The 21,248-nt window shown below is 37.7% G+C and carries 26 protein-coding genes and 1 other annotated feature; of the genes, 14 read left to right on the top strand and 12 right to left on the bottom strand.

Annotation, left to right across the window (positions count from 1 at the left end):
- The first annotated feature begins 5 nt into the window (after nucleotides 1-5).
- A complete protein-coding gene (locus MKY78_RS02410) occupies nucleotides 6-407 on the top strand; it encodes a hypothetical protein (protein ID WP_339215905.1) in 402 nt (133 codons plus the stop codon).
- Between the two features lie 84 nt (nucleotides 408-491).
- On the opposite strand, the gene MKY78_RS02405 is transcribed toward MKY78_RS02410, so the two are convergent.
- The 4 genes from MKY78_RS02405 to MKY78_RS02390 form a co-directional block, all read right to left on the bottom strand.
- Nucleotides 492-755, bottom strand: a complete 264-nt coding sequence (locus MKY78_RS02405) for a NifU N-terminal domain-containing protein (protein ID WP_186869376.1) — start codon at nucleotides 753-755, stop codon at nucleotides 492-494.
- A 375-nt stretch (nucleotides 756-1,130) separates the two neighbouring features.
- The gene (locus MKY78_RS02400) at nucleotides 1,131-1,328 is read right to left on the bottom strand and encodes a DUF3813 domain-containing protein (protein WP_339215903.1); all 198 of its coding nucleotides are present in this window, start codon (nucleotides 1,326-1,328) and stop codon (nucleotides 1,131-1,133) included.
- Nucleotides 1,329-1,478: a hypothetical protein gene (locus MKY78_RS02395; RefSeq protein WP_186869378.1), complete on the bottom strand. Its 150-nt coding sequence runs from the start codon at nucleotides 1,476-1,478 to the stop codon at nucleotides 1,329-1,331. It abuts the gene before it with no gap.
- A gap of 177 nt (nucleotides 1,479-1,655) precedes the next feature.
- Nucleotides 1,656-2,489 (bottom strand): Cof-type HAD-IIB family hydrolase, encoded by an 834-nt coding sequence (locus MKY78_RS02390; RefSeq protein ID WP_339215901.1) that lies wholly within the window; start codon nucleotides 2,487-2,489, stop codon nucleotides 1,656-1,658.
- 143 nt (nucleotides 2,490-2,632) lie between these two features.
- Here MKY78_RS02390 and MKY78_RS02385 point away from each other — a divergent pair, with 143 nt between their 5' ends.
- Nucleotides 2,633-3,391: a prolyl oligopeptidase family serine peptidase gene (locus tag MKY78_RS02385; protein ID WP_186869380.1), complete on the top strand. Its 759-nt coding sequence runs from the start codon at nucleotides 2,633-2,635 to the stop codon at nucleotides 3,389-3,391.
- 68 nt (nucleotides 3,392-3,459) lie between these two features.
- A complete protein-coding gene (locus tag MKY78_RS02380; RefSeq protein ID WP_186869381.1) occupies nucleotides 3,460-3,771 on the top strand; it encodes a metal-sulfur cluster assembly factor in 312 nt (103 codons plus the stop codon).
- Nucleotides 3,772-3,856: 85 nt separating this feature from the next.
- On the opposite strand, the gene MKY78_RS02375 is transcribed toward MKY78_RS02380, so the two are convergent.
- The gene (locus tag MKY78_RS02375) at nucleotides 3,857-4,669 is read right to left on the bottom strand and encodes an undecaprenyl-diphosphate phosphatase (protein ID WP_339215898.1); all 813 of its coding nucleotides are present in this window, start codon (nucleotides 4,667-4,669) and stop codon (nucleotides 3,857-3,859) included.
- 98 nt (nucleotides 4,670-4,767) lie between these two features.
- Here MKY78_RS02375 and MKY78_RS02370 point away from each other — a divergent pair, with 98 nt between their 5' ends.
- A complete protein-coding gene (locus MKY78_RS02370; protein WP_339215896.1) occupies nucleotides 4,768-5,106 on the top strand; it encodes a hypothetical protein in 339 nt (112 codons plus the stop codon).
- 77 nt (nucleotides 5,107-5,183) lie between these two features.
- Here the strand turns inward: MKY78_RS02370 and MKY78_RS02365 are convergent, their stop codons facing one another.
- Nucleotides 5,184-5,363 carry a YjzD family protein gene (locus MKY78_RS02365; protein ID WP_186869384.1) on the bottom strand — a complete coding sequence of 60 codons (180 nt, stop codon included), beginning with the start codon at nucleotides 5,361-5,363 and terminating at the stop codon, nucleotides 5,184-5,186.
- 125 nt (nucleotides 5,364-5,488) lie between these two features.
- Between MKY78_RS02365 and MKY78_RS02360 the strand changes: the two genes are divergently transcribed.
- The 6 genes from MKY78_RS02360 to MKY78_RS02335 all read left to right on the top strand — a co-directional run bounded on the left by MKY78_RS02360 (nucleotide 5,489) and on the right by MKY78_RS02335 (nucleotide 10,790).
- Nucleotides 5,489-6,109, top strand: a complete 621-nt coding sequence (locus MKY78_RS02360; protein WP_339215894.1) for a hypothetical protein — start codon at nucleotides 5,489-5,491, stop codon at nucleotides 6,107-6,109.
- A gap of 14 nt (nucleotides 6,110-6,123) precedes the next feature.
- The gene (locus MKY78_RS02355) at nucleotides 6,124-7,086 is read left to right on the top strand and encodes a BMP family ABC transporter substrate-binding protein (RefSeq protein ID WP_339215892.1); all 963 of its coding nucleotides are present in this window, start codon (nucleotides 6,124-6,126) and stop codon (nucleotides 7,084-7,086) included.
- Between the two features lie 120 nt (nucleotides 7,087-7,206).
- On the top strand, nucleotides 7,207-8,145 hold the full coding sequence (locus MKY78_RS02350; protein ID WP_339215891.1) for a beta-ketoacyl-ACP synthase III: 939 nt from the start codon (nucleotides 7,207-7,209) through the stop codon (nucleotides 8,143-8,145).
- A 60-nt stretch (nucleotides 8,146-8,205) separates the two neighbouring features.
- Nucleotides 8,206-9,447 (top strand): beta-ketoacyl-ACP synthase II, encoded by a 1,242-nt coding sequence (gene fabF / locus MKY78_RS02345; RefSeq protein WP_339215889.1) that lies wholly within the window; start codon nucleotides 8,206-8,208, stop codon nucleotides 9,445-9,447.
- A gap of 222 nt (nucleotides 9,448-9,669) precedes the next feature.
- A complete protein-coding gene (locus MKY78_RS02340) occupies nucleotides 9,670-9,876 on the top strand; it encodes a hypothetical protein (protein ID WP_186869389.1) in 207 nt (68 codons plus the stop codon).
- Between the two features lie 140 nt (nucleotides 9,877-10,016).
- The gene (locus MKY78_RS02335; protein WP_339215887.1) at nucleotides 10,017-10,790 is read left to right on the top strand and encodes a YjbA family protein; all 774 of its coding nucleotides are present in this window, start codon (nucleotides 10,017-10,019) and stop codon (nucleotides 10,788-10,790) included.
- Nucleotides 10,791-10,796: 6 nt separating this feature from the next.
- On the opposite strand, the gene trpS is transcribed toward MKY78_RS02335, so the two are convergent.
- Together trpS and MKY78_RS02325 are read right to left on the bottom strand one after the other, a co-directional pair.
- On the bottom strand, nucleotides 10,797-11,795 hold the full coding sequence (gene trpS, locus MKY78_RS02330) for a tryptophan--tRNA ligase (protein WP_339215885.1): 999 nt from the start codon (nucleotides 11,793-11,795) through the stop codon (nucleotides 10,797-10,799).
- A gap of 53 nt (nucleotides 11,796-11,848) precedes the next feature.
- Nucleotides 11,849-12,022: a binding site (T-box leader), on the bottom strand.
- 116 nt (nucleotides 12,023-12,138) lie between these two features.
- On the bottom strand, nucleotides 12,139-12,486 hold the full coding sequence (locus tag MKY78_RS02325) for a winged helix-turn-helix transcriptional regulator (RefSeq protein ID WP_339215883.1): 348 nt from the start codon (nucleotides 12,484-12,486) through the stop codon (nucleotides 12,139-12,141).
- Nucleotides 12,487-12,678: 192 nt separating this feature from the next.
- On the opposite strand from MKY78_RS02325, the gene MKY78_RS02320 reads away from it, so the two are divergent.
- Entirely contained in the window at nucleotides 12,679-13,737 is a 1,059-nt protein-coding gene (locus MKY78_RS02320; RefSeq protein ID WP_339215882.1) for an LLM class flavin-dependent oxidoreductase, read from the top strand.
- Nucleotides 13,738-13,750: 13 nt separating this feature from the next.
- Nucleotides 13,751-14,317: an NADPH-dependent FMN reductase gene (locus MKY78_RS02315; protein WP_339215881.1), complete on the top strand. Its 567-nt coding sequence runs from the start codon at nucleotides 13,751-13,753 to the stop codon at nucleotides 14,315-14,317.
- Nucleotides 14,318-14,390: 73 nt separating this feature from the next.
- Here the strand turns inward: MKY78_RS02315 and MKY78_RS02310 are convergent, their stop codons facing one another.
- Complete coding sequence (locus MKY78_RS02310) at nucleotides 14,391-15,851, bottom strand: aldehyde dehydrogenase family protein (protein ID WP_339217799.1); 1,461 nt, start codon at nucleotides 15,849-15,851, stop codon at nucleotides 14,391-14,393.
- A gap of 109 nt (nucleotides 15,852-15,960) precedes the next feature.
- Nucleotides 15,961-16,386, bottom strand: a complete 426-nt coding sequence (locus MKY78_RS02305) for a pyridoxamine 5'-phosphate oxidase family protein (protein ID WP_339215880.1) — start codon at nucleotides 16,384-16,386, stop codon at nucleotides 15,961-15,963.
- 147 nt (nucleotides 16,387-16,533) lie between these two features.
- Between MKY78_RS02305 and MKY78_RS02300 the strand changes: the two genes are divergently transcribed.
- Nucleotides 16,534-16,827, top strand: coding sequence for a DUF378 domain-containing protein (locus MKY78_RS02300; protein WP_339217797.1), 294 nt, complete (start codon nucleotides 16,534-16,536; stop codon nucleotides 16,825-16,827).
- Nucleotides 16,828-17,028: 201 nt separating this feature from the next.
- Here MKY78_RS02300 and MKY78_RS02295 read toward each other — a convergent pair whose 3' ends face one another.
- Nucleotides 17,029-17,313, bottom strand: a complete 285-nt coding sequence (locus tag MKY78_RS02295) for a transposase (RefSeq protein WP_339215878.1) — start codon at nucleotides 17,311-17,313, stop codon at nucleotides 17,029-17,031.
- A 214-nt stretch (nucleotides 17,314-17,527) separates the two neighbouring features.
- Here MKY78_RS02295 and MKY78_RS02290 point away from each other — a divergent pair, with 214 nt between their 5' ends.
- Nucleotides 17,528-18,664, top strand: a complete 1,137-nt coding sequence (locus MKY78_RS02290; RefSeq protein WP_339215876.1) for a PQQ-dependent sugar dehydrogenase — start codon at nucleotides 17,528-17,530, stop codon at nucleotides 18,662-18,664.
- Nucleotides 18,665-18,715: 51 nt separating this feature from the next.
- Here the strand turns inward: MKY78_RS02290 and MKY78_RS02285 are convergent, their stop codons facing one another.
- Entirely contained in the window at nucleotides 18,716-20,968 is a 2,253-nt protein-coding gene (locus tag MKY78_RS02285) for a PQQ-binding-like beta-propeller repeat protein (protein ID WP_339215875.1), read from the bottom strand.
- Nucleotides 20,969-21,248 lie beyond the last annotated feature (280 nt).

The following is a 21,248-nucleotide window of genomic DNA, read 5'->3' as shown; positions in this document are numbered from 1 at the left end:
TGTAAATGAAAAAAGCGTTTATGATTATAAGTACTGTTTTCATCCTTTCAGCATGTGGAAATCAACCTGATAAGGCTTCAGATCCAATCACAGAAACTACCGATGATGTATATGCCAATTTTCAAAATGTAGATATTCAAATTGAAAATAATCAAGCAATCATTAGCGGAAACGTGAATGCATCCAATGATGAATTTTATTTTCAAGTGGAACAAGAGGATCACATTTTAAAAGAGGAAGAGAAAGTTACAGTTGATGGTGAGTGGAGCGATTTCAGCTTCCGTATAGACATTACGGACGAAATGAAAGAGCTAGAAGAGGTGGTCATCGTAAAGATGTACACGAAAGGGGAAGACGGTAAAATAATCAATCCAAACTATATTCCATTGGATTTAAAAGACGTATAAAAAACAACGCTAGTGCAAGGGCTACTTAGATAGAAAAAACTAGAATTCATCATACAATGGAATTCTAGTTTTTTCTTACATGTATTAATAACCATGCTTTTCAAAAACTTCTTTCACTTTCGGGGTAACCTCGTCCCATTCTGCATCGAAGCTTTTGTTAACGGTAATGAAATTTTGATAACCGAATACGTTATCTACACCTTCAAGTTTCAATAAATCATTCATGATTTCATGTTCACTTGTATCACCCGGCATTACGGAAATACTGTTTGTTCCTTCAAAGATGAGCTTATCTGTTGTAAATTTAATTGCGTTTGGATTTGGTGTTGATTCAGCTCTTACTCCCATTTGTTCTACCTCCACATGATTCCTTTTAAATCTATATTAGCAGAAAAGTGGGGAAGAAAAAAGGAAAATAAGGAAAGAGGCTGGGACAAAACTATTTGTAACATAGGATAAACCGAACATGAAAGTTAATGCATCAAACCCGCCCCGGAAATACGCGTCCGTGGGCGGCTAGAGAGCCTCCTCAGAGCTAAAACTCTTCCGGGGTCTCAAGCCGTGCCTTTTCCTCCCACAGGAGTCTGATAGTGATGGTTCGTTTTTACCTTTGTTTTCGTTTTGTCCCAGCCTCGTCATCCTACAGCTTGTTTCATCAGCAATTCCTTTTCATCCTAGGAATGAATTGGATATTACCATCACAAGCTTTTAATTTGATGGAGGTTAGCTAAGTTGATGCTGTTCCAATTGCTGTTGTAACTGTTGTAATTGTTGCTTTTCTTCTGGTGTCGCATCATTCATAGCAGCTTGGATTGCGTTATGAGCTGCTTGTTTATCTTGTTCTGAAGCGTTGCCACCAGTAATATTGCTTGTAAATTGGGTAACGGCATCTTTGGCTTGTTGGAATAGATTTTTTTGCATTTAGAATCCTCCTACTGTATGATTATCTGCTTCGTCCCGTTTTCGTTCTGCATCGGTGAAGTTAGAACGATATGGGAATTTCTCTGCATGTCTTTTTACAGCATCTGCGCTTTGTTGGCTGAATCTCTTTGACTTACTCCCTTTGCCCAAGTAAGATTCCTCCTTAGAAAAACTAGCATTCGTTCGAATGTGTTCGTTTTTCTGATGCTGGCAGGTGATTTTTTTGCTTTCTATCTGCCAACAAAAAAGTGAACGTTTTTTACGTTCACTAGTTAGTATGGAATGATGAAGTTTTTTTATAGTAGGTAAAATACGGTACACCTGTTTTTACTTTACATTCGAATTAAGGCTTAAGTATTCTTCTAAGAACAAGCCAATGCCGCTTTCTTCATTGGTAACCGTTACATGATTGGCAATGGATTTTAACGGTTCAATCGCATTCCCCATCGCTACACCGACACCTGCATAATCAATCATTTCTAAATCATTATCCTCATCACCAAATGCAATAATGCGGCTCTGTGGAATTTGATAATAATGCGCAATTTTTTGTAAACCTACTGCTTTATTAATTCCTTTTTTGACGATTTCAATCACGTTCCATGGAGCTCCCCATTTGCGATGTTCGATTACTTCGGCATGATATTCATCTAAATGGTCACGTAATGATGTGATATGCTCCTCTTTAGGATGGATTAACAGGGAAGTAGGATCTTCGTTTAATTTACTCTTTAAATTTCCAATAATAAAAGGGGTGTCGTCTCCCGTTTCATAAAAGATATCGATTAGATCTTGCGTATATTTATCAAGATAAACTTGATTTTTTACTTCTGCCAAAACATTATAGACATCTAAGTCATAACAAGCTTGGACAATACTTAGAGCAGTTCTTTTAGGCATTGGATTGTGAAGAACATCCCACTTTTTATCTTCTGGATGATGTATTAATGCACCATTAAAATTGACCATTGGGGTTTTTAATCCTAGTTCATGATAATATTGAATGCTTGCACGATGTGGTCTACCAGTAGCAATCACGACAATATGTCCATCTGCCATGGCTTTAGAAATGACTTTCTTATTTTTTTCACTAATGACCTTATTGTCAGAAAGTAATGTACCGTCTAAATCTAACGCGATTAAATGTTGTTGTTTTGTCATATACTCACCTCATATGAATTAAGTTTATTCGTGTTTACCACAGATGTAAAGGAATATAAAGTAATCTTTACGTTAAATTAGTTTAATTATTTGTAAAAAAATACTATCATATTATTAACAGGACAAATAAGGGGATTATGCAGATGATTGGAATAACTAAAAAAAGTGTTGGAGGAGTGCCAAGTTTAGTTGTAGTTGATACAGAGAAAGCTAAAGCTTCTCTACCAACAATCGTGTATTTTCACGGTATAACAAGTGCAAAGGAACACAATTTACCACTGGCGTTTTTATTGGCAGAAAAAGGGATGCGAGTTATATTGCCTGATAGTTTGTATCATGGTGAAAGAGAGACAGATGAAGTATCGGATGTTCGTTACTTTTTATTCCATATTGTGTTACAAAATTTGAAGGATTTACATAGCATTAAGGTGGAATTAGAGGAACAAGGCTTACTTTTAGATGAAAGAATTGGAATTGCTGGAACGAGTATGGGTGGAATCACAACCGCTGCTGCCTTAACCCAGTTTCCTTGGATTAAAGTAGCAGGAGTATTAATGGGATCTCCCAAAATTACGACTTTCGCAAGAGAACTGGTGGCATTCTATTCGAAGGCTGGAGATCTCCCATTAACGGAACAGGAAGTTTCACAGTTATATAATTCGCTTGCAGATTATGATTTATCGCTTCAAGTTGAGAAATTAAATGAAAGGCCTGTACTATTTTGGCATGGAGATCAAGATCCTACCGTTCCATTTGATCATTCCCATAGCTTTTATCAACAGGTTAGGAACGAGTATCACGATCATGATAAAATAAAATTTATTCGTGAAGAAGGCCGAGGTCATAAGGTCAGCAGGTATGCTATTTTAGAAACGGTCAAATGGTTTGATATGCATCTGTAATGCAAATCATTTAAAAAACAAGCAAAATATGTTTAAATGAAGATATGAAAGAATAAGGAGGGAAGACCATGGATGAAGCATTAAAAGAAAATCTCATGGGAGCTCTTGAAAATGTTATTGACCCCGAATTAGGTATTGATATTGTCAACCTTGGGTTAATATATGATGTAGATCTTGATGATGATGGTGTATGTACAGTAACGATGACACTTACAGCAATGGGATGCCCACTTTCTGCCCATATTGAAGCTGACGTACAACGTGCTCTATATGATTTACCAGAAGTAAAAGAAACAAGAGTTAATATTGTTTGGGACCCACCATGGGGCAAGGAAAGAATGTCTCGTTACGCAAAAATTGCTCTAGGAATTCCGGATTAATAATTAGGCTATACCATCATATGCCAACATATAAAACAATCCCCTACCACGATTAACATGGTAGGGGATTGTTTTATGTTTATCTTTATCTTAAGAAGAATAATGCGAAAGCACCTACAATGAAGCAGTAGAATGCAAAGTATTTTAGATTTCCTTTTGCCATAATATTCATAAACCATTTAAGCGCAAAGTATGTTGCGATAATGGATGCAATAAATGCAATTAAATATGGAATCATTAATGAATTTAATTCTGGGTCAGTTACAATATCCTTAGCAGAAAGCAACCCAACCCCTAAACTAACCGGAATATATAATAGGAATGAGAAACGAAGTGCTGTTTCCTGCTTCATTCCGAGTAACATAGCAGCGACAATGGTTGCTCCAGATCGGCTAATTCCTGGGAATAATGCTACAGACTGTGCAAGGCCAGCAATTACCGCATCTTTTACCGTAATTTGTTTATCCCCTTTTTTACCACGTAAATTACGAATGATCCAAAGGGCAATACCGGTAATGATTAAGGTAATACCTACTAAATATGGCTTACTTATATTCCCTACCACATCTTTCAATAAAATTCCTAGTATACCTGTAGGGATTGTTGCTACAATTAGCATGAGAATAAACTGGAAATCACTTTTAGCATCCGGATCACGAGAAACGATGTAGCGGACCCCGTTTTTTATTAATCGAACGATGTCTTTGAAATAAACCATAATAACTGCTATTAGTGAACCGAAGTTTACAAATGCTTCAAAGGATATTCCTGGTGTACCTACGCCTAATAGATCACGTGCCAATATTAGATGACCACTTGACGAAATAGGAATTGGTTCAGTAAAACCTTGTAGTAATCCTAAAAATAAATATCGAAGTAAATCTAATAAATTTTCCATTTTTTATACTCTCCCTAGTTATCAGTTACTTAATTGGCTAATACTGTCACCTCTAATTAGGCATATGAATAGTCTAGTTGATGAGGAGGTCGATCAAAATGTCTCATAAAAAACAGGTTTATGACTTATGTAAGACACATATGCATTCTTATGTATTAGCCCAATTAGAAGACGGTACCAGCTTTGATGGTATCATAACTGGTTTAGATGATGATTATGTTTACTTTGCTATACCAATTGATAGTGAAGCAACTCCGCAATTACAGCCATACATGTTAGATCAGCGTCAGTTTGGATATGGTTATCCGGGTTATGGCTTTCCAGGATATGGTTCCCCAGGCTATGGAGGCTTTTACGGTAGACCACGCAGAAGATTTAATCGACTAGTGTTACCACTTGCAGCACTTACTGCCTTAACCTTATTACCTTGGTATTAAATTCTTAATTGTAAATACCGGGAAGTAGCAAACCCTTGCCCTGTAGTTCAAGGCAAGGGTTTTGCTTTCGAGACGAGTTACTGCTCTTTCTTTTCCTTCAATAAACCGTCTCCTAGAATGAAGATAGCAATGGAAAGAATCGCTGCCATTACTAATGTAGCTACAAGGTCTAATGATCCTCCACCCATACTGGATAGTACGTAGGATAGTACGAACGTTATTAATACAGCCCAAAGAATGGTTGCAATGTAACGCATATGTAACACCTCAATTTCTAATCTACTTTTAATTTAGCGTAATACACAATTCTTTATTAAGTTTACCAAATGCACACATAAATGAAAAGTATTTCTTCATAGTTTACATAGAGAGGAGGCTATCCATGTCGATTAGTATTTATAATTGTTTTTCTTGGATTGGGTATCATTATGTTCATTACTTTTTAGAAGAGGGGATAGAAGTAAACGGAATAGACAAAATTGATTCGGAGAAAAAAGAAAATCTCCATATGTTCGTCGGTAGGAATAGTTCGTTTCGCTTGATTCCACCAAATAGCATTCCGAAAGACTATGTGGCGTTAGTCATTGGAGGTACAGAATTACCAATTCATGCGGAACGAATCATTCAAATTAGAACGAGAGAAATGAAAAAAAAGCTTTCCAATGCTATAGTAATTAACGCACCTATCCTTTTTGGAGAATGGATGGAAATGACAGAGGAAGATATCAAGGTAGGAAATCGCAATATTCGCTTTCATTCAAAAGAATTTCAATCGGATGCGATTTATATTAAAGATTTTGTTAAAGCAACAGCTCCACTATTCCATTCAAGCAATAAACCTTCGGAACTTAGTGTCTTTTCAAAGAAAGTTTTCCTAAATGAAGCGGTAAAACTTGAAAATTCGATTTATATTCGTGACAATATACCTATAGAAGAAAACATTAGAAAGGTATTAGCTCATTATCGGCGCTATAAAGATTTGTATGAATACGATAGAAACTGAATGGAGTGCAGAATTTGAGAAGAACGTATAGTATAGCCATACTATTAATAATCGGAATAATTTTTGTAAGTGGTTGTAGCAATAAGGAAGAATCAGGGAATCTTTATAAGGCAGCTATGATCATGGAAGGGAAAATAGAAGATAAACCATGGAATGAAAAGGGCTATAAAGGTCTGTTAGAGATTGAGAAAAAACTAGGAGTTGAAATTGAGGTCATAGAAGATGTTAGTACGGAGGCTGAATTATCTAAGGCGGTAAGTGATCTTGTTGACGAAGGGAACAATCTGATTTTTGGGCACAGTAGTAAGTATGGGGAAGCATTTTATAATTTATCTCAAACCTATACCGATATCCACTTCGTTTATTTCAATGGGAACTACTACAGAAATAATTTAACTAGTATGAACTTCAACTCGCATGGAATGGGATTTTTCGCTGGAATGATTGCAAGTAGTACAACGAAGACTAACGAAGTAGGCATTATTGCTGCGTATCAATGGCAGCCTGAAATCGAAGGCTTCTATGAAGGAGTAAAATATCAAAATCCACAGGCGAATGTAAGAATGGAATTTATCTATGATTGGAATGATAGTGAAGCAGCTATAGATGCATATGATCGATTGAAAAATCACGGGGTAGATGTGATTTATCCAGCAGGAGATGCTATCAGTGAGGATATCATTAAACGTGCAGGGGACGATGGTATATATGCTATTGGATTCGTTTCCGATCAAATCAATGTCGAACCGGAAACGGTACTAACTAGTACGGTGCAACATGTTGATCGTTTGTATGTACTAGCAGCAGAGAAATTCAACGAGGGAGACCTTAATGGTGAAATAATGACATTTGATTTTGCGGATGATTATATTACAATGGGTGAGTTCAGTAAATCTGTCCCTAAATATTTTCAACAAAGGTTAGTGGATTATATTGAGAAATATAAAGAAACAGGCCTGCTTCCTAACCAATATTGATTTGCTGGTTTGATTTTCTAGTAAGGATAATTAGACCTTGCAAGTCTGTCTTTTTTGCATTAAAATTAGTACCAAGTCATAATATTTGATAACAACTTATAATGTTAGGGGATGTATTATATGGGTGTTGGAGTTTTAGGAGTAGGTCATTACACACCTTCCAAAGTCGTAACGAATAAAGACTTAGAAAAAATAGTAGATACAAGTGATGAATGGATCCGTACTCGTACTGGTATAGAGGAGAGAAGAATTGCCGAGGATGATATGGATACTTCAGATATGGCTTACCATGCATCACGTAGTGCGATAGAGGATGCTGGTATTAAACCGGAAGATATTGATTTGATTTTAGTAGCTACCGTTACTCCAGATACACCTTTTCCATCTGTATCTTGCATGCTTCAGGAAAAGCTTGGTGCATGGAATGCAGCAGCAATGGATGTCAGTGCAGCATGTGCTGGCTTTATGTATGGGATGATAACCGCAAAACAATTTATCGAAACTAAAGTATACAAACATATATTAGTTGTCGGAGCTGAAAAGCTTTCGAAGATAACAGATTGGTCAGATCGTAATACATGTGTACTATTTGGTGATGGTGCAGGTGCAGCGGTTATGGGAGAGGTTTCAGAAGGAAAAGGAATCCTTTCCTTTGAATTAGGTTCCAACGGTTCTGGTGGCAAACATTTATATCAAAAAGACGACGGATTTATTACGATGAATGGTCGTGAAGTCTTCAAATTTGCTGTTAGACAAATGCCTGAATCATCGTTAAATGTATTGGAGAAAGCTGGCTTACAAAAAGAAGATGTAGATTATTTAATTCCTCACCAAGCTAATATTCGTATTATGGAAGCGGCAAGGGAGAGATTAGACATTCCAGAGGAAAGAATGGCTAAGGTTATTACAAAATATGGGAATAATTCTTCTGCTTCTATACCTATGGCTTTATCAGAAAGTGTTAAAGATGGTAAAATTAGCGATAATGATGTCATTGTATTAGTTGGATTTGGTGGAGGTTTAACATGGGGAGCAGTGGCATTACGCTGGGGAAGGTAATGGATACCTGCCAGTAATGCCTGCTCTTTAATTTCTAATAATTATAGGAGGAGTACCGAAATGTCTGATAGAAGAGTAGTAGTGACAGGGCTTGGAGCTGTTACCCCAATCGGTAATGATGTGCACACGATGTGGGAAAGTCTCCTAGCTGGTAATTCTGGAATTGATTTCGTAACACAAGTAAATAAAGATGATTTTCCAGCAAAAGTTGCAGCAGAAGTAAAAGAGTTTGATCCAACATTATATGTCGATAAAAAAGATGCTCGTAAAATGGACCCGTTCACCCAGTTTGCTGTTGCTGCATCGATGATGGCGTTAAAGGATGCTAAACTGGAAATAACAGATGAGAATGCTCACCGTGTTGGTGTATGGATTGGTTCTGGTATTGGTGGAATGAAAACATACGAAGAACAATTCACTAAATTTATGGAAAAGGGTCCAAAGCGTGTAAGCCCATTTTTTGTACCGATGATGATTCCGGATATGGCTGCAGGACAGGTTTCTATCCAAACGGGTGCTAAAGGAATTAATTCCTGCTCAGTTACCGCTTGTGCTTCTGGTGCAAACTCTATTGGAGATGCATATAAAGCTGTACAACGTGGGGATGTCGATTATATTATTGCTGGTGGTACAGAAGCTCCAATTACGAATATGGCATTCGCAGGATTTAGTTCTGCAAAAGCATTATCCTTCAACGATGACCCGAACACAGCTAGTCGACCATTTGATAAGAATCGTGATGGCTTTGTCATGGGTGAGGGAGCAGGTATTCTGATATTAGAAACATTAGAATCAGCTCTTGAGCGTGGGGCGCATATTTATGCGGAAATAGTAGGCTATGGTGCTACTGGAGATGCATACCATATTACAGCTCCTGCTGAACACGGTGAAGGTGCTGCTCGCGCAATGCAACAAGCTCTACGCGATGCAGGATTACAGCCAGAAGAAGTGGATTATATTAATGCACATGGTACAAGCACCGATTTAAACGATAAATTTGAAACAGAAGCAATTAAAACTGTTTTTGGCGAACATGCATATAAGCTCGCTGTGTCATCTACTAAATCGATGACAGGTCACTTATTAGGTGCTGCTGGTGGAGTAGAGGCAGTGATTTCGATTAAGTCCATTGAGGATGGAGTAGTTCCTGCAACAATTAATTATGAAACACCAGATCCAGATTGTGATCTAGATTATGTGCCAAATGAAGCTAGAAAACAAGATGTTAATGTAGTCTTAAGTAATTCTTTAGGCTTTGGTGGGCATAATGTATCGCTTATATTTAAGAAATATCAATCATAAAATGGTGAAGGACTGACTAAATGGGTCAGTCTTTTTTCTTACTAGTAGAAGGATTTCATGAGCTTGATTCCCGAAAATATAGATATTTTCTTTACAATGAAAAACAGTGTGCGTCATAATCTCCTCATTAAAAATCTCCCCCTCTATCTTTTCTATCATGCCATGTAAACCACTAGCATATAATGAATTATAATCTATAGGACAAGCATAGGTGGTAGTGGTATGGGATATATTCTTTTATTTTTAATCGGATTTGGACTTAGTGTTACCGGTGGTGTTACATTAATTGCCTATATGAATTTTTTACCGGCCGGTGTATCCTGGACCGAGTATTTCCTATTTGTAAGTGGTCGTTTGGAATGTTATTTTCTTCCCGTTGGCTTATTCCTTATGACATTCGTTGTATATTCATTTCCTCATCGATCTTAATCCATATTTTGCATACACTCGAATAAATTTTTAAATGATGGTCATAATGTATTTTAAAGTGAGTGTTCAAAAATTATGGTATAGATGGTAATTTTTTGAACAACCTCAGAGTGATTCATTTGGGAAGTGAGGGGTGTTGTATGTTATATTTACACGATGTTTGGGTGAACTGGTTTGAAGGAGAAGAAAACGGCTATAATGTATGTTATTTTCATGAATGGCGTAAGGATGACGGAATTGAGTTACTAGACCAAGTGCCATTACTATACATAACGGACTCACTATATCAATACATTGAAAATGATATGCATGACTTACCTCAAGGCCTACTTGATGCCATTTATAAGCGGGCATATACTCGTAAAGGACAAGAACGATCAGTGGTGGATTATGCTTGTATAGTAACCGACGGTAATGATATAGTTGCGTTCGATACGATAGGGTATCGTATTCCAATTCGAAAGAGTCGGTTAATCCCAAGACAGGAACAATTAGTCTATGAAATGATTGATAAGGCGAAACCACAGGGCTTTGGTTTTAATGATGCTAATTATGTAAAAGAGTATCATATGCTTTCCATGTCTCCGGAACTTGTATTTGGATTAACGAGAAGAGAGCGACAATTAAAGCAGTTACTAATGATGGGATTGGATCAGCTTCGTACATCGAATAATATTGAAGAATTACGTTATTGGTTAACGGAGTGGAATCCTAAGAAATATCCTGATATTCGATTTATGGACGAAAATGAGGTTTGGCAGGCATTGTATGATGGTGTCAAATCGGGTTGGAGTCTTGCCCATGAGGAACTATGTGAGAAGTTAATTAAGGGACAACCGTTCCTGGAGAAGATGTGGGAGCTTGAAAACAATGACGTAGAAGGTGCATCCAAACAGAAATCAAAAAATCAGTGAGGCTTCTCACTGATTTTTCTTTTTCACACGGCCAAGGCCCATTGCTTTTTTAGCTTTTTGTATCGTTTTATTCGCAACTAGGGATGCTTTTTCTGCACCTTCATCTAAAATATCGTCTAATTCACTGGATTCTAGGATTTCGTGATATCGGTCTTGGATTGGTTTTAGAACGGCAATTACCGCATCGGCTACACCTTGTTTAAAATCCCCGTAACCTTTACCCGCATATTTTTGTTCTAGCTCAGCAATAGTCTCACCGGAGAATACAGAATGAATATCTAATAGATTAGAAACTCCAGGTTTATTTTCTTTATCGTATTTTACGATTCCTTCTGAGTCTGTTATTGCACTTTTAATTTTCTTTTCAATTTGTTTCGGTTCGTCAAGCATAAAGATAGATGCTTTCACATTTTCATCTGATTTACTCATTTTTTTCGTAGGATTTTGTAAGGACATAATACGAGCACCGACTTTAGGGATGCTGATCTCCGGAATGGTAAAGACATCTAGAAAACGATTGTTAAAGCGCTGTGCTAAGTCACGTGTTAGTTCTAAGTGTTGTTTTTGGTCATCACCAACAGGAACTAGGTCTGCTTGATAAAGCAGGATATCCGCTGCCATTAAGGAAGGGTACGTGAATAGTGCTGCTGATACAGCTTCTTTCCCCTCTGATTTATCCTTAAATTGGGTCATTCTTTCTAATTCACCCATATAGTTAATCGATTGCATCATCCAGCCTAGCTGTGTATGTGCCGGAACCTCAGATTGAATAAAGAGGGTTGCTTTCTCCGGGTCGATTCCAGCTGCCAAATATAATGCTGCAAGAGAGCGGATGTTTTGACGCAATTTTAAACGATCTTGTGGGACAGTGATAGCATGTTCGTCCACAATACAGAAGTAACATTGATGGGTATGTTGTAGCTCAACGAATTGACTTATAGCACCAACATAATTGCCGATTGTTAATGAGCCACTTGGTTGGATTCCTGAAAAAATGGTTTTCATATTAAACACTCCTTTATTTTAAACAATAAAAAAAGCCCATTCTATCCCTATATCGAAGGGACGAATGAACCGCGTTGCCACCCTAATTATCTTAAACCGTTAAGATCACTTCATTAAAAATAAGCTCCAAAGTCCAATTCCTATTTACCTTGATGCTTGTTTACACCAGCCACAAGCTCTCTTGAAACAGCGGGTAAATAGTACTACGCCTTTTTCATTGCTATTAATATAGAGTTTGTTTTATTATATATAGCTTTTTTTTGAAAATCAAGTAGAAGAGTACGTTCTTACTAAAAAGGGTGGTTTTATGATAAGCATCCTTAATATATCATTTCATAACTGCTTAAGAACGCTTTTTTCTTTGTTTATTCATTTTATGCAGTGTATGGTTCTTTCCCCATTCATGCATGGCAGATAAAATCGGTTCTAAGCTTCGTCCATACTCCGTGATAGAATATTCAACTTTTGGTGGTACTTGAGGATATACGACTCGTTCCACAATGTCTTCTTCCTCTAACTCACGTAGTTGCTTTGTTAACATTTTTTGAGTAATACCAGGTACATTCCGTTTCAACTCACTGAATCGTTGGGTACCTTTATCCAAAAGATGTAAAAGAATAATGGGTTTCCATTTTCCTACTAGAATGCCTAGAGCATCTTCTACTTTGCACTGTTCTGGCTCAATTGTCATGATAAACACCTCCAATAGTATCCTTTTTGATACTATATTACATTAAAGTGCGTACTTGCGAAATCAGGTTCTATTGTTCATAATAACATAGGAAGAAGAAAGATAAAAGATACCTTATAAATAAAAAGAGGGAACACTAAACCTATTCCATTAATCATACATGTGATGCAGGTGAGAAAGGCGGAAGGGAAAATGGAAAAGTATAGAATCGATCCAGCGAAAGGGCTAGAGTTTGGTATTTATACATTAGGAGATCACTTACCGAATCCAATTACAGGAGAACGGATATCAGCAGAAGAAAGAATTCAGGAAATTATTGAATATGCTAAGCTTGCTGATCAAGCAGGAATTGACTTTTTTAGCGTAGGGGAAAGTCACCAAGAATTCTTTGCAACACAAGCTCATTCTGTTGTTCTAGCAGCAATAGCACAAGCAACGAAAAACATTAAAATTGCGAGTTCATCTACTATTATCTCTACGTCTGATCCGGTTCGAGTATATGAGGATTTTGCTACATTAGATTTAATTTCCAAAGGGCGAGCGGAAATCATTGCTGGCCGAGCTTCAAGAGTGGGACTTTTTGATTTGTTAGGCTATGATCTTCGTGACTATGAAGAGTTATTTGAGGAAAAATTTAATCTGCTACTTCAGATTAACGAAGAAGAAGTTGTGAATTGGAATGGCGAATATCGTGCACCACTAAAAAATGCTAAAATACTTCCACGTCCGAAAAATGGTAAAATGCCAATATGGCGTGCTGTTGGCGGAACTCCAGCTAGTGCGATGAAGGCTGGTTATGCTGGTGTGGGAATGTTTATGGCTCATTTAGGTGGCCCGGTATCCGTGTTTAAACGAACAATTGATGCCTATCGTGAAGCAGCAAGACTTGGTGGACATAATCCAGATGAATTACCTGTTGCCACAGCGGGATTCTTCTATGCAGCAGAATCGTCCCAGCAAGCTTTAAGGGATATGTATCCACATATTAATGAAGGGATGAAGCGAACAAATGGTCAAGGATTTGCCAAGCAGCTATTTGCACAAAGTGTTGATTCGCGAAGTATTATAAATGTAGGTAGTCCTCAGCAAATTATCGAGAAAATCTTATATCAGCATGAACAGTTTGGACACCAGCGCTATATTGCACAAATTGATTTTGGCGGGGTACCATTTGACCGATTAATGAAAAATATTGAGTTGATTGGTAACGAAATTTTACCAGCAATTAGGAAATATACAGCAAAGAAATAAGGTGGTAAACGAGATGAAAATCGTAGGATTGTCAGGTTCGAAAGTTGGCTCTAAAACAAGAACAGCAATGAATTACGCAGTAAAATCCCTTTCTGAAACATATCCAGATGTAGAAGTGACAGTGATTGATTTGGCTGACTATGAGATTCAATTTAGTGACGGCCGAAATTATTTGGAATATGAAGGGGATACAGGGTATGTAACGAAAACGATTATGGAAGCTGACGCTATAATAATAGGAACACCTATATTTCAAGCGTCTATTCCGGCAACCTTAAAGAATATTTTTGATTTGCTCCCTATCAATGCATTCCGTGACAAGGTCGTTAGTATGATCGTAACAGCTGGATCGGCGAAACATTTTCTCATAGCTGAGCAACAGCTAAAACCTATTTTGGCTTACATGAAGGCCCAGATTGTACAGACCTATGTATTTATCGAAGAAAAGGATTTCTATTTAAAAGAAATTAGAAATGATGATGTCCTACTCCGGATAATTCGTTTAGTTGAAGATACGGTTACCCTAATGGACACCTACAAGAAAATACGTGATGAAAAAGAAGCGATGTATGATTTTTAACATGGTGGTTTAAGGACAAATTGAAAGAGGGCAACACCATCATTGGATGATGTTGCCCTCTTTTTCATAAATTTTACTGTTTAAAGAATGGATAGAAACGCTCTTCTTCTTGAACGCTAATCCATTTCACGGTCGTGAATTTCTCTATTGCCCACTCGCCACCGAATCGGCCAACACCCGAACCTTTTTCTCCACCAAATGCTACATGTGCTTCTTCATTGACAGATTGGTCATTCACATGAATCATTCCAGTTTCAATTTGTTTGGCAACTTTGACACCATGGTTAATATCACCACTAAAAACGGCACCGCTCAGACCATATGGGGAATCGTTCGCAATGCGGATGGCATCTTGTTCATCCTTAGCTTTTATAACAGATGATACCGGTCCAAACATTTCATTTTGGGCAACAGGCATATCATTTGTTACATCTTTCAGAATGGTTGGGTAAAGTACATTTCCTTCCGCCTGTCCACCAATAACTACTTTTGCACCTTGGGCCTCACTATTTTCTATCTCTTTCAGAATCCTTTTAACTTCACTTTGGTTAATTAAAGGGCCAACTGCTGTTTCTGGATCAGATGGGTCACCCGCTTTTAACTGACTTACTTTTTCTTTAAATACATCGACAAAATTATCATAAATACTAGCATCGACTACCACTCTGTTTAAAGACATACATATTTGTCCTTGGTGTAAGTAGGCACCAAATGCAGCTGCTTCTGCTGCCCGTTCTATATCAGCATCATTCAGTACAATTAGGACATTGTTTCCACCTAATTCAAGTGCTACATCCTTCAATGTACGACCAGCAATTTCGCCAATTCTTCTTCCTACTTCTGTTGAACCTGTAAATGATACAAGTTTTGAAATAGGATGTTCGACAATATCATCACCAATTTCTGAGCCTTTACCTACAATAACATTTAGTACACCCTTTGGTAATCCTGCTTGCTCCAAAATATCCGCTATTAAAAATCCGGATGTTATTGGTGTTGATGATGCGGGTTTTAGTACGACACTATTCCCAGTTGCTATCGCAGGAGCAACGGAGCGCATTGTTAAGACTAATGGAAAATTCCAAGGGCAAATTACAGTTACCACACCTTTAGCGGAACGATAGATGCGATTTTCTTTTCCAGGTACATTGGAAGGTAATATGGACCCTGTGACACGGTAAGGGAATGAAGCGGCTTCTTTTAACGTAGCGACCGTACCACCCCATTCGATTTCCGCTTTTATTCTTGTACTACCAGATTCCTTTACTAGCCAATCGATTACTTCTTCTTTGCGTTCGGTAAAAATTTGTGCTGCCTTCTCAAGAATCGTACGTTTCTCATCTGGGAGTTTTGCTTCCCATTCTTGCTGTGCTTCCTTAGCGGATTTGAATGCACGATCAAGGTCTTCTTTCGAGGCACCCTTTATTTCATTTATTACGTCATTATTATATGGGTTCGTGTTAGTAACCACACTATTACTTGAACCTTCAACCCATTCTCCAGCTATAAATTGTCTTGTGTATTTTTCCAAGATGATTCGCTTCCTTTCGGATAAATTCGATATCTTCTTACTCCTTAATGATAGTACTGAAATCGTTTTAACATCAAATTATCTGCGTAATAGCAAATCTACTTCAGACAGATTATGATAGGTCTAAAATCATTGGTTCTTCACCTTTTTTATTCATTAATCTAATTTGAATAGGTTTAATTTCTAATACAATATAGTTTGGATCATGTGGTCCATCAAACCATTTCTCCATATTCGTATTCCACAGTTTCTGCTTCAAATCTAACGAATCAGAAATATGAACTTTCCCTTCATACTCCACATACGCATCTCCATATGCTTCACCTTCATAACCTAAAAGGATGTGTGTGTAAGGGTTGTTTTCTAATTCATCTACTTTATGTGTATGCTCTTCTGTTGCCGTATAAAGATTTAATTCCTCATTAAAAAATGTCATATAGCGTGCGTGTGGTTTATTGTTTTGAACTGTTGCCATAATACCGACATTACTATCGCTAAGTAAATGCTGGATTGCTGTTTTCAGTTCATCTTGTGTCATTAGTCTCACTCCTTAATCAGTATCATTCTCATTATTCCGTTAGTGCAAAGAAAATAACCATAATTTTTAGCTATATTGGTATGAACCAATACATTAAGGTGGATGATAATAATGATTGTTACTTTGATTAAGGGAGGTGAAGAACAGATGGAAGCATTAAGAAGAATTGCATTAGCTCTAGTAATCATAGGTGCGATTAACTGGGGTTTAATTGGACTTTTCCAATTTGATTTGGTAGCTGCACTTTTTGGTGGGCAAGATGCGTTACTATCTAGAATTGTATATACGTTAGTTGGTTTGAGTGGTTTATATTGTATCACCTTATTATTCGAACCTGCTGATGAAAGAGAGACTACCGGTACTGGACGACTTAATTATGGTACCGAGTTTGGTGAAGAAGACGATTTTTCTCGCGTTAGGGAAGAAGATAGGGATGTGTAAGCCATTAGTCGTCATCATGAACATCCCTTGATAGAGTACGAATGACATTCGCTCCGGAGACGGTTTCTCCTGTATGCATGAGGGACACGATAGAGTGCTCGTGTTTTGGTGGATCCCGTGCTTGACTGTACCAAGTTGAGCAAACAATCGCTTGATTTCCGGAGCGATTATACTGCTTAGCCGCTACTGTTTATTAGTAAATCATGGCTTCATTGTCAAAGTTAATAGGAAGTATAGCATATACAAGCCAATATAGGATCCTGATAGTAAAAAGAATGGGTTTAAAAAAATTGCATGAATATTTGTCATTAATACTGTACCGTCGATGATTATTTGGTATATAGATAAAGAAGCGATTATCCCAAAAACCATCGTAGAAATAATAGCAACGATGTGGAATAGGAATCGAATATTCTTCCATGTATTGGATAAATAGTACATTAAAAAGGGTCCTATTACGATTCCTGCAATTAAAAGGATTCTCATGATAACCTCCCAGTAAAAAATATTCCCATATAGTATGTACATTAGTAAAAATATCAACCAGTGCTGTAGAAGATTTTATCGCTCATATCTTTCATTCTGTGAAAATAGTAACCAATTTCTATGAAAATATGTATATCTAAATAAAGATTTGGAAATAATAAACCTATAAATACCTTCGTGCTTGAACGAAGAATAAATTAGAGGTGAAAGAAATTTGAAGAAGTATGGTTTAGTTAGTTTAATAGGGGTGCTAGTAGTTGCTGCAATAATCTTCCTATTTGTATTGGACAGCCCAGATAAAGAGAAAGAGCAAGCTAATAATGATCAGGATGATGCCATTCAGGTCTTTGAGGATTCCATTGAAGTTATAGCATCGGATGATGGCAACATCAATGCCAATAAATTATTTATTCCATGGACTATTAATAAACATGCAGGGACTTTTTATTTAAGCCAAAGGGATGGAACGATTGTTGCGATTGATGGTGATTTCGGATTAGTAGAGGTTCAAAATGTAGAAGTTTCAAAAGATATTCTACATAAGGGAGAATCTGGATTTCTTGGCTTTACATTAGCGCCAGATTTTGAAAATACGAAACGAGCATTTGCATTTCATACCTATGATAAGGAAGGGGAAATGGTAAATCGTATCGTAACCCTTGTTCTTGATGGTTCCACTTGGAAGGAAGAAGATGTGATTTTGGATCATATTCCTGGTGGGGAAATGAATAATGGCGGAAGAATTAAAATTGGCCCAGATGGTATGCTCTATGCAACAACAGGTGACCTCGGGCAAGGTGATGTAGCACAAGATTTAGATAGTTTAGCTGGTAAAATTTTACGTATGGAGCTGAACGGTGAGATTCCGAACGATAATCCATTTGAAGATTCTTATGTTTTTTCTTATGGTCATCGAAACTCACAAGGGTTGGCTTGGGATGAACAAGGGGTTCTTTATAGCTCTGAACATGGGGAAAAAGGTAATGATGAAATTAACATAATTGAAGCAGGTAAAAACTATGGATGGCCGATTATTGAGGGGGATGAAGAGGCGGAAGGTATGGTTAGTCCGCTAGTACATTCAGGTGAAGATACATGGGCGCCATCTGGTGTTGCCTACCATGATGGACAATTATATATAACTTCTTTAGCGGGGAAAAGAATTTTAACGTATGATATAGCAACACAAGTGATGGAAGATTTCTATGATGAAGCAGGTCGACTTCGCGATGTGTTTATTGAAGAGGATGCATTATTTGTCATTACAAGTAATCGTGATGATCGGGGAGAACCGACTGATAAAGATGACCGTCTAATCCATCTTCCATTAGCAGAAAAAGCGTCTAATTAAATGAAAAAGATGGTTCTAGGTTTTATTTACTCTAGAACCATCTTTTTTAAATTATTCTTTCATTAATGTTTTTAAATACTCTTTTACTGCTTCAATTTGTTCTTCTGACAATACGCCTTCAAATGGCGGCATACCACCACTACCATGTTTAATTTGTTCGATTAATTCCTCATCGGTCATCTCAAGGTTTTCAAGGTTAGGTCCATTATGGCCACCTACACCCTTGGCACCGTGACAGGATAGACAATTGCTTTCATATATCTTAAGACCTTGTTCTGCCACTTCACCACCACCATCTGTACCGGTTTGACCTTCACTTTCCTGGTTATCTGTGTCTTGTTCCTCGGCGGTTGGAGATGTATTAATTGCGTCTTCTGGTACGTCTTCTAGAGATGTGTATTCTCCCTCTAAAGAGAAGGTGTAAATTTTATCCCCGTGGGTAGTCCCGGCTAATGAATTACCAGCAGCAAAGACGGAAATATATTGCTTTCCATCAACGGAATAAGTCATTGCTGGAGCATTAACACCGGCATCAGTCATGAAATCCCATAATTCTTCACCTGTCGTTGCGTTATAGGCAATAAGCCTTCCGTCATTATGACCAGCAAATAGTAAATTCCCTTTTGTAGTTAATAATCCACTAAAGGCAATGGTCTCCCATTCCTCTTGCCATGCAATTGTATTGGTTTTAACATCAACTGCTGTGATTAATCCGTGCTGTGGTCCACCTTCCATTGGTTGCCAAATACTTCCAATCCATTCTTTCCCTTCATCAAAAATATTCGCTTCGTCTTCTTCGTTGTGTGCATAGGCAAAATAGTTACTGTTTACTTGTACATAATACAATTCTGTATCTGGATTGTAAGCAGATGGTGGCCAGTTACCTCCTCCTTGAGGCGAAGGAGTAATGGTTAATGGTTCATCCCAGAATGGTGTGAATAAATCCCCAACTTTTCCATCAAAATCATCTGGAAAATCTCGTTCGATATCTTCCTCTGTTATGGATTGTGGTACTAGTGCGTCTCCAATTGGATATGGTTGTGTAGGAGACGTTTTTTGTCTTTCATCTTGTGGTACCGGTCGTTCTTCTATCCCGATTAATGGTTCACCGTTTGTACGATCTAATATATATACCCAACCAGTTTTCCCTGTTTCTGCAATAGCATTTCTCAATTCACCATCAATTTCTACATCAAATAATGTAACTGGATTAGCAGGGTCTAAATCCCATATATCATGATGCACTTGCTGGAAGTGCCATTGGTATTCTCCTGTATCAGCATCTAAGGCTAGCATGGAGTTCGCGTAAAGATTATCTCCTTCGCGGTTACTTCCATCAAGGTCAGGTGAAGCATTCCCAGTTGAAAAATAAATCATATTTAGCTCTGGGTCAACAGCTGGAGTCTGCCAAATAGGCCCTCCGCCAGTTAGCCAGCTATTGTTATCATCTGGCCAAGTTTCAGATCCTGGCTCACCTGGTGCAGGAATTGTATACGTTCTCCATACCTCTCTTCCGATATTAGAATCATAAGCAGCTAAAAAGCCTCGAATGCCGTATTCTCCCCCAGCTACTCCTGTGTAAACTTTTCCATCATAATAGAGGGGGGCACTTGTGATGGTGTACCCTTTTTGCCATTCAGCAACAGGTGTCTCCCAAACAACATCACCAGTTTCTTGGTCTAGTGCTACTAGACGGGAATCTAATAGTCCGACAAAGACTTTTCCATCTCCTAATGCAACACCGCGGCTAATCCAACCACAGCAAGCGGTGTCAAGGCCATCGGCGAGTTGTGGTGTGTACTCCCAAATAATTTCTCCCGTAGTAGCATCAAGAGCTTGTACAACATTAGCTCCGGTAACATTAAACATTACCCCATCATATACAAGAGGCGTTGACTCACCGGAATATTTGAATTCTAAACCCGAACCTAAGCTAGTAACCCATTCTAGCTTTAAGTCCCCAACATTAGATGTATCGATTTGCTCTAACGGTGAGTATCTTCGGTTGTAAAGGTCACCACCATTTGTAATCCAATTGTCAGTAGGAGCGGCTGCTAGCTCTTCAGCGGAAAATTTAGGTGCAACCTCTCCTGTGTAGTCCATATGTTGAACAGACTGATGATTCTCTTTCTCTGGATTCTTGGTTTGTTCTGGAGTAGTATCTTGTTGTTCATTTTCGTTTTGTGTATCTTCGCCAGCTGGAGGTTCAGCATGTTCGTCATCATTTATCCCTTGAAAAGCGAAAAATCCTACAGCAGTGATAATAGCTACAGCAGCAATAACAAACCATACTTGTCTATCCATATTTCAAGCTCCTTTCTTCATGACGTTATACATTAGGTTCTTTTGTAATTTGCCCTTATAACGTTAAATTACCCTTCTAATGTAAAAATCATAAGAAATGATGAAATAGAGATATATGTTCCGAATAATTTGATATTTCGGTTCGTTTAACGATGGAAAGAGAGTAATTCGACAATACGACAAAAAGAATGACAAAAATCTATTATTTTCCATTCAAAATCTAGCGTTTCTGCCTTATAATAGATGGAAAGGGTTGCAAACGAAAGGTTGTCTGCATCAA

This window comes from Ornithinibacillus sp. FSL M8-0202, assembly GCF_037975285.1.
Classification (GTDB): Bacteria; Bacillota; Bacilli; order Bacillales; family Amphibacillaceae; genus Ornithinibacillus; species Ornithinibacillus massiliensis.
Note: the sequence above shows the minus strand (reverse complement) of the source record. Positions and strands in the feature narration are given on the sequence as shown.

Coding starts and splice junctions, on each gene's coding strand:
- MKY78_RS02350 (WP_339215891.1), top strand. CDS start 7,207: ATGGGTGTTGGAGTTTTAGGAGTAGGTCATTACACACCTTCCAAAGTC.
- MKY78_RS02285 (WP_339215875.1), bottom strand. CDS start 20,968: ATGGATAGACAAGTATGGTTTGTTATTGCTGCTGTAGCTATTATCACT.
- MKY78_RS02315 (WP_339215881.1), top strand. CDS start 13,751: ATGAAAATCGTAGGATTGTCAGGTTCGAAAGTTGGCTCTAAAACAAGA.
- trpS (WP_339215885.1), bottom strand. CDS start 11,795: ATGAAAACCATTTTTTCAGGAATCCAACCAAGTGGCTCATTAACAATC.
- MKY78_RS02380 (WP_186869381.1), top strand. CDS start 3,460: ATGGATGAAGCATTAAAAGAAAATCTCATGGGAGCTCTTGAAAATGTT.
- MKY78_RS02385 (WP_186869380.1), top strand. CDS start 2,633: ATGATTGGAATAACTAAAAAAAGTGTTGGAGGAGTGCCAAGTTTAGTT.
- MKY78_RS02370 (WP_339215896.1), top strand. CDS start 4,768: ATGTCTCATAAAAAACAGGTTTATGACTTATGTAAGACACATATGCAT.
- MKY78_RS02295 (WP_339215878.1), bottom strand. CDS start 17,313: ATGAGAATCCTTTTAATTGCAGGAATCGTAATAGGACCCTTTTTAATG.
- MKY78_RS02365 (WP_186869384.1), bottom strand. CDS start 5,363: ATGCGTTACATTGCAACCATTCTTTGGGCTGTATTAATAACGTTCGTA.
- MKY78_RS02300 (WP_339217797.1), top strand. CDS start 16,534: ATGGAAGCATTAAGAAGAATTGCATTAGCTCTAGTAATCATAGGTGCG.
- MKY78_RS02305 (WP_339215880.1), bottom strand. CDS start 16,386: ATGACACAAGATGAACTGAAAACAGCAATCCAGCATTTACTTAGCGAT.
- MKY78_RS02335 (WP_339215887.1), top strand. CDS start 10,017: ATGTTATATTTACACGATGTTTGGGTGAACTGGTTTGAAGGAGAAGAA.
- MKY78_RS02360 (WP_339215894.1), top strand. CDS start 5,489: ATGTCGATTAGTATTTATAATTGTTTTTCTTGGATTGGGTATCATTAT.
- MKY78_RS02325 (WP_339215883.1), bottom strand. CDS start 12,486: ATGACAATTGAGCCAGAACAGTGCAAAGTAGAAGATGCTCTAGGCATT.
- MKY78_RS02375 (WP_339215898.1), bottom strand. CDS start 4,669: ATGGAAAATTTATTAGATTTACTTCGATATTTATTTTTAGGATTACTA.
- MKY78_RS02400 (WP_339215903.1), bottom strand. CDS start 1,328: ATGCAAAAAAATCTATTCCAACAAGCCAAAGATGCCGTTACCCAATTT.
- MKY78_RS02405 (WP_186869376.1), bottom strand. CDS start 755: ATGGGAGTAAGAGCTGAATCAACACCAAATCCAAACGCAATTAAATTT.
- MKY78_RS02410 (WP_339215905.1), top strand. CDS start 6: ATGAAAAAAGCGTTTATGATTATAAGTACTGTTTTCATCCTTTCAGCA.
- MKY78_RS02340 (WP_186869389.1), top strand. CDS start 9,670: ATGGGATATATTCTTTTATTTTTAATCGGATTTGGACTTAGTGTTACC.
- fabF (WP_339215889.1), top strand. CDS start 8,206: ATGTCTGATAGAAGAGTAGTAGTGACAGGGCTTGGAGCTGTTACCCCA.
- MKY78_RS02320 (WP_339215882.1), top strand. CDS start 12,679: ATGGAAAAGTATAGAATCGATCCAGCGAAAGGGCTAGAGTTTGGTATT.
- MKY78_RS02390 (WP_339215901.1), bottom strand. CDS start 2,489: ATGACAAAACAACAACATTTAATCGCGTTAGATTTAGACGGTACATTA.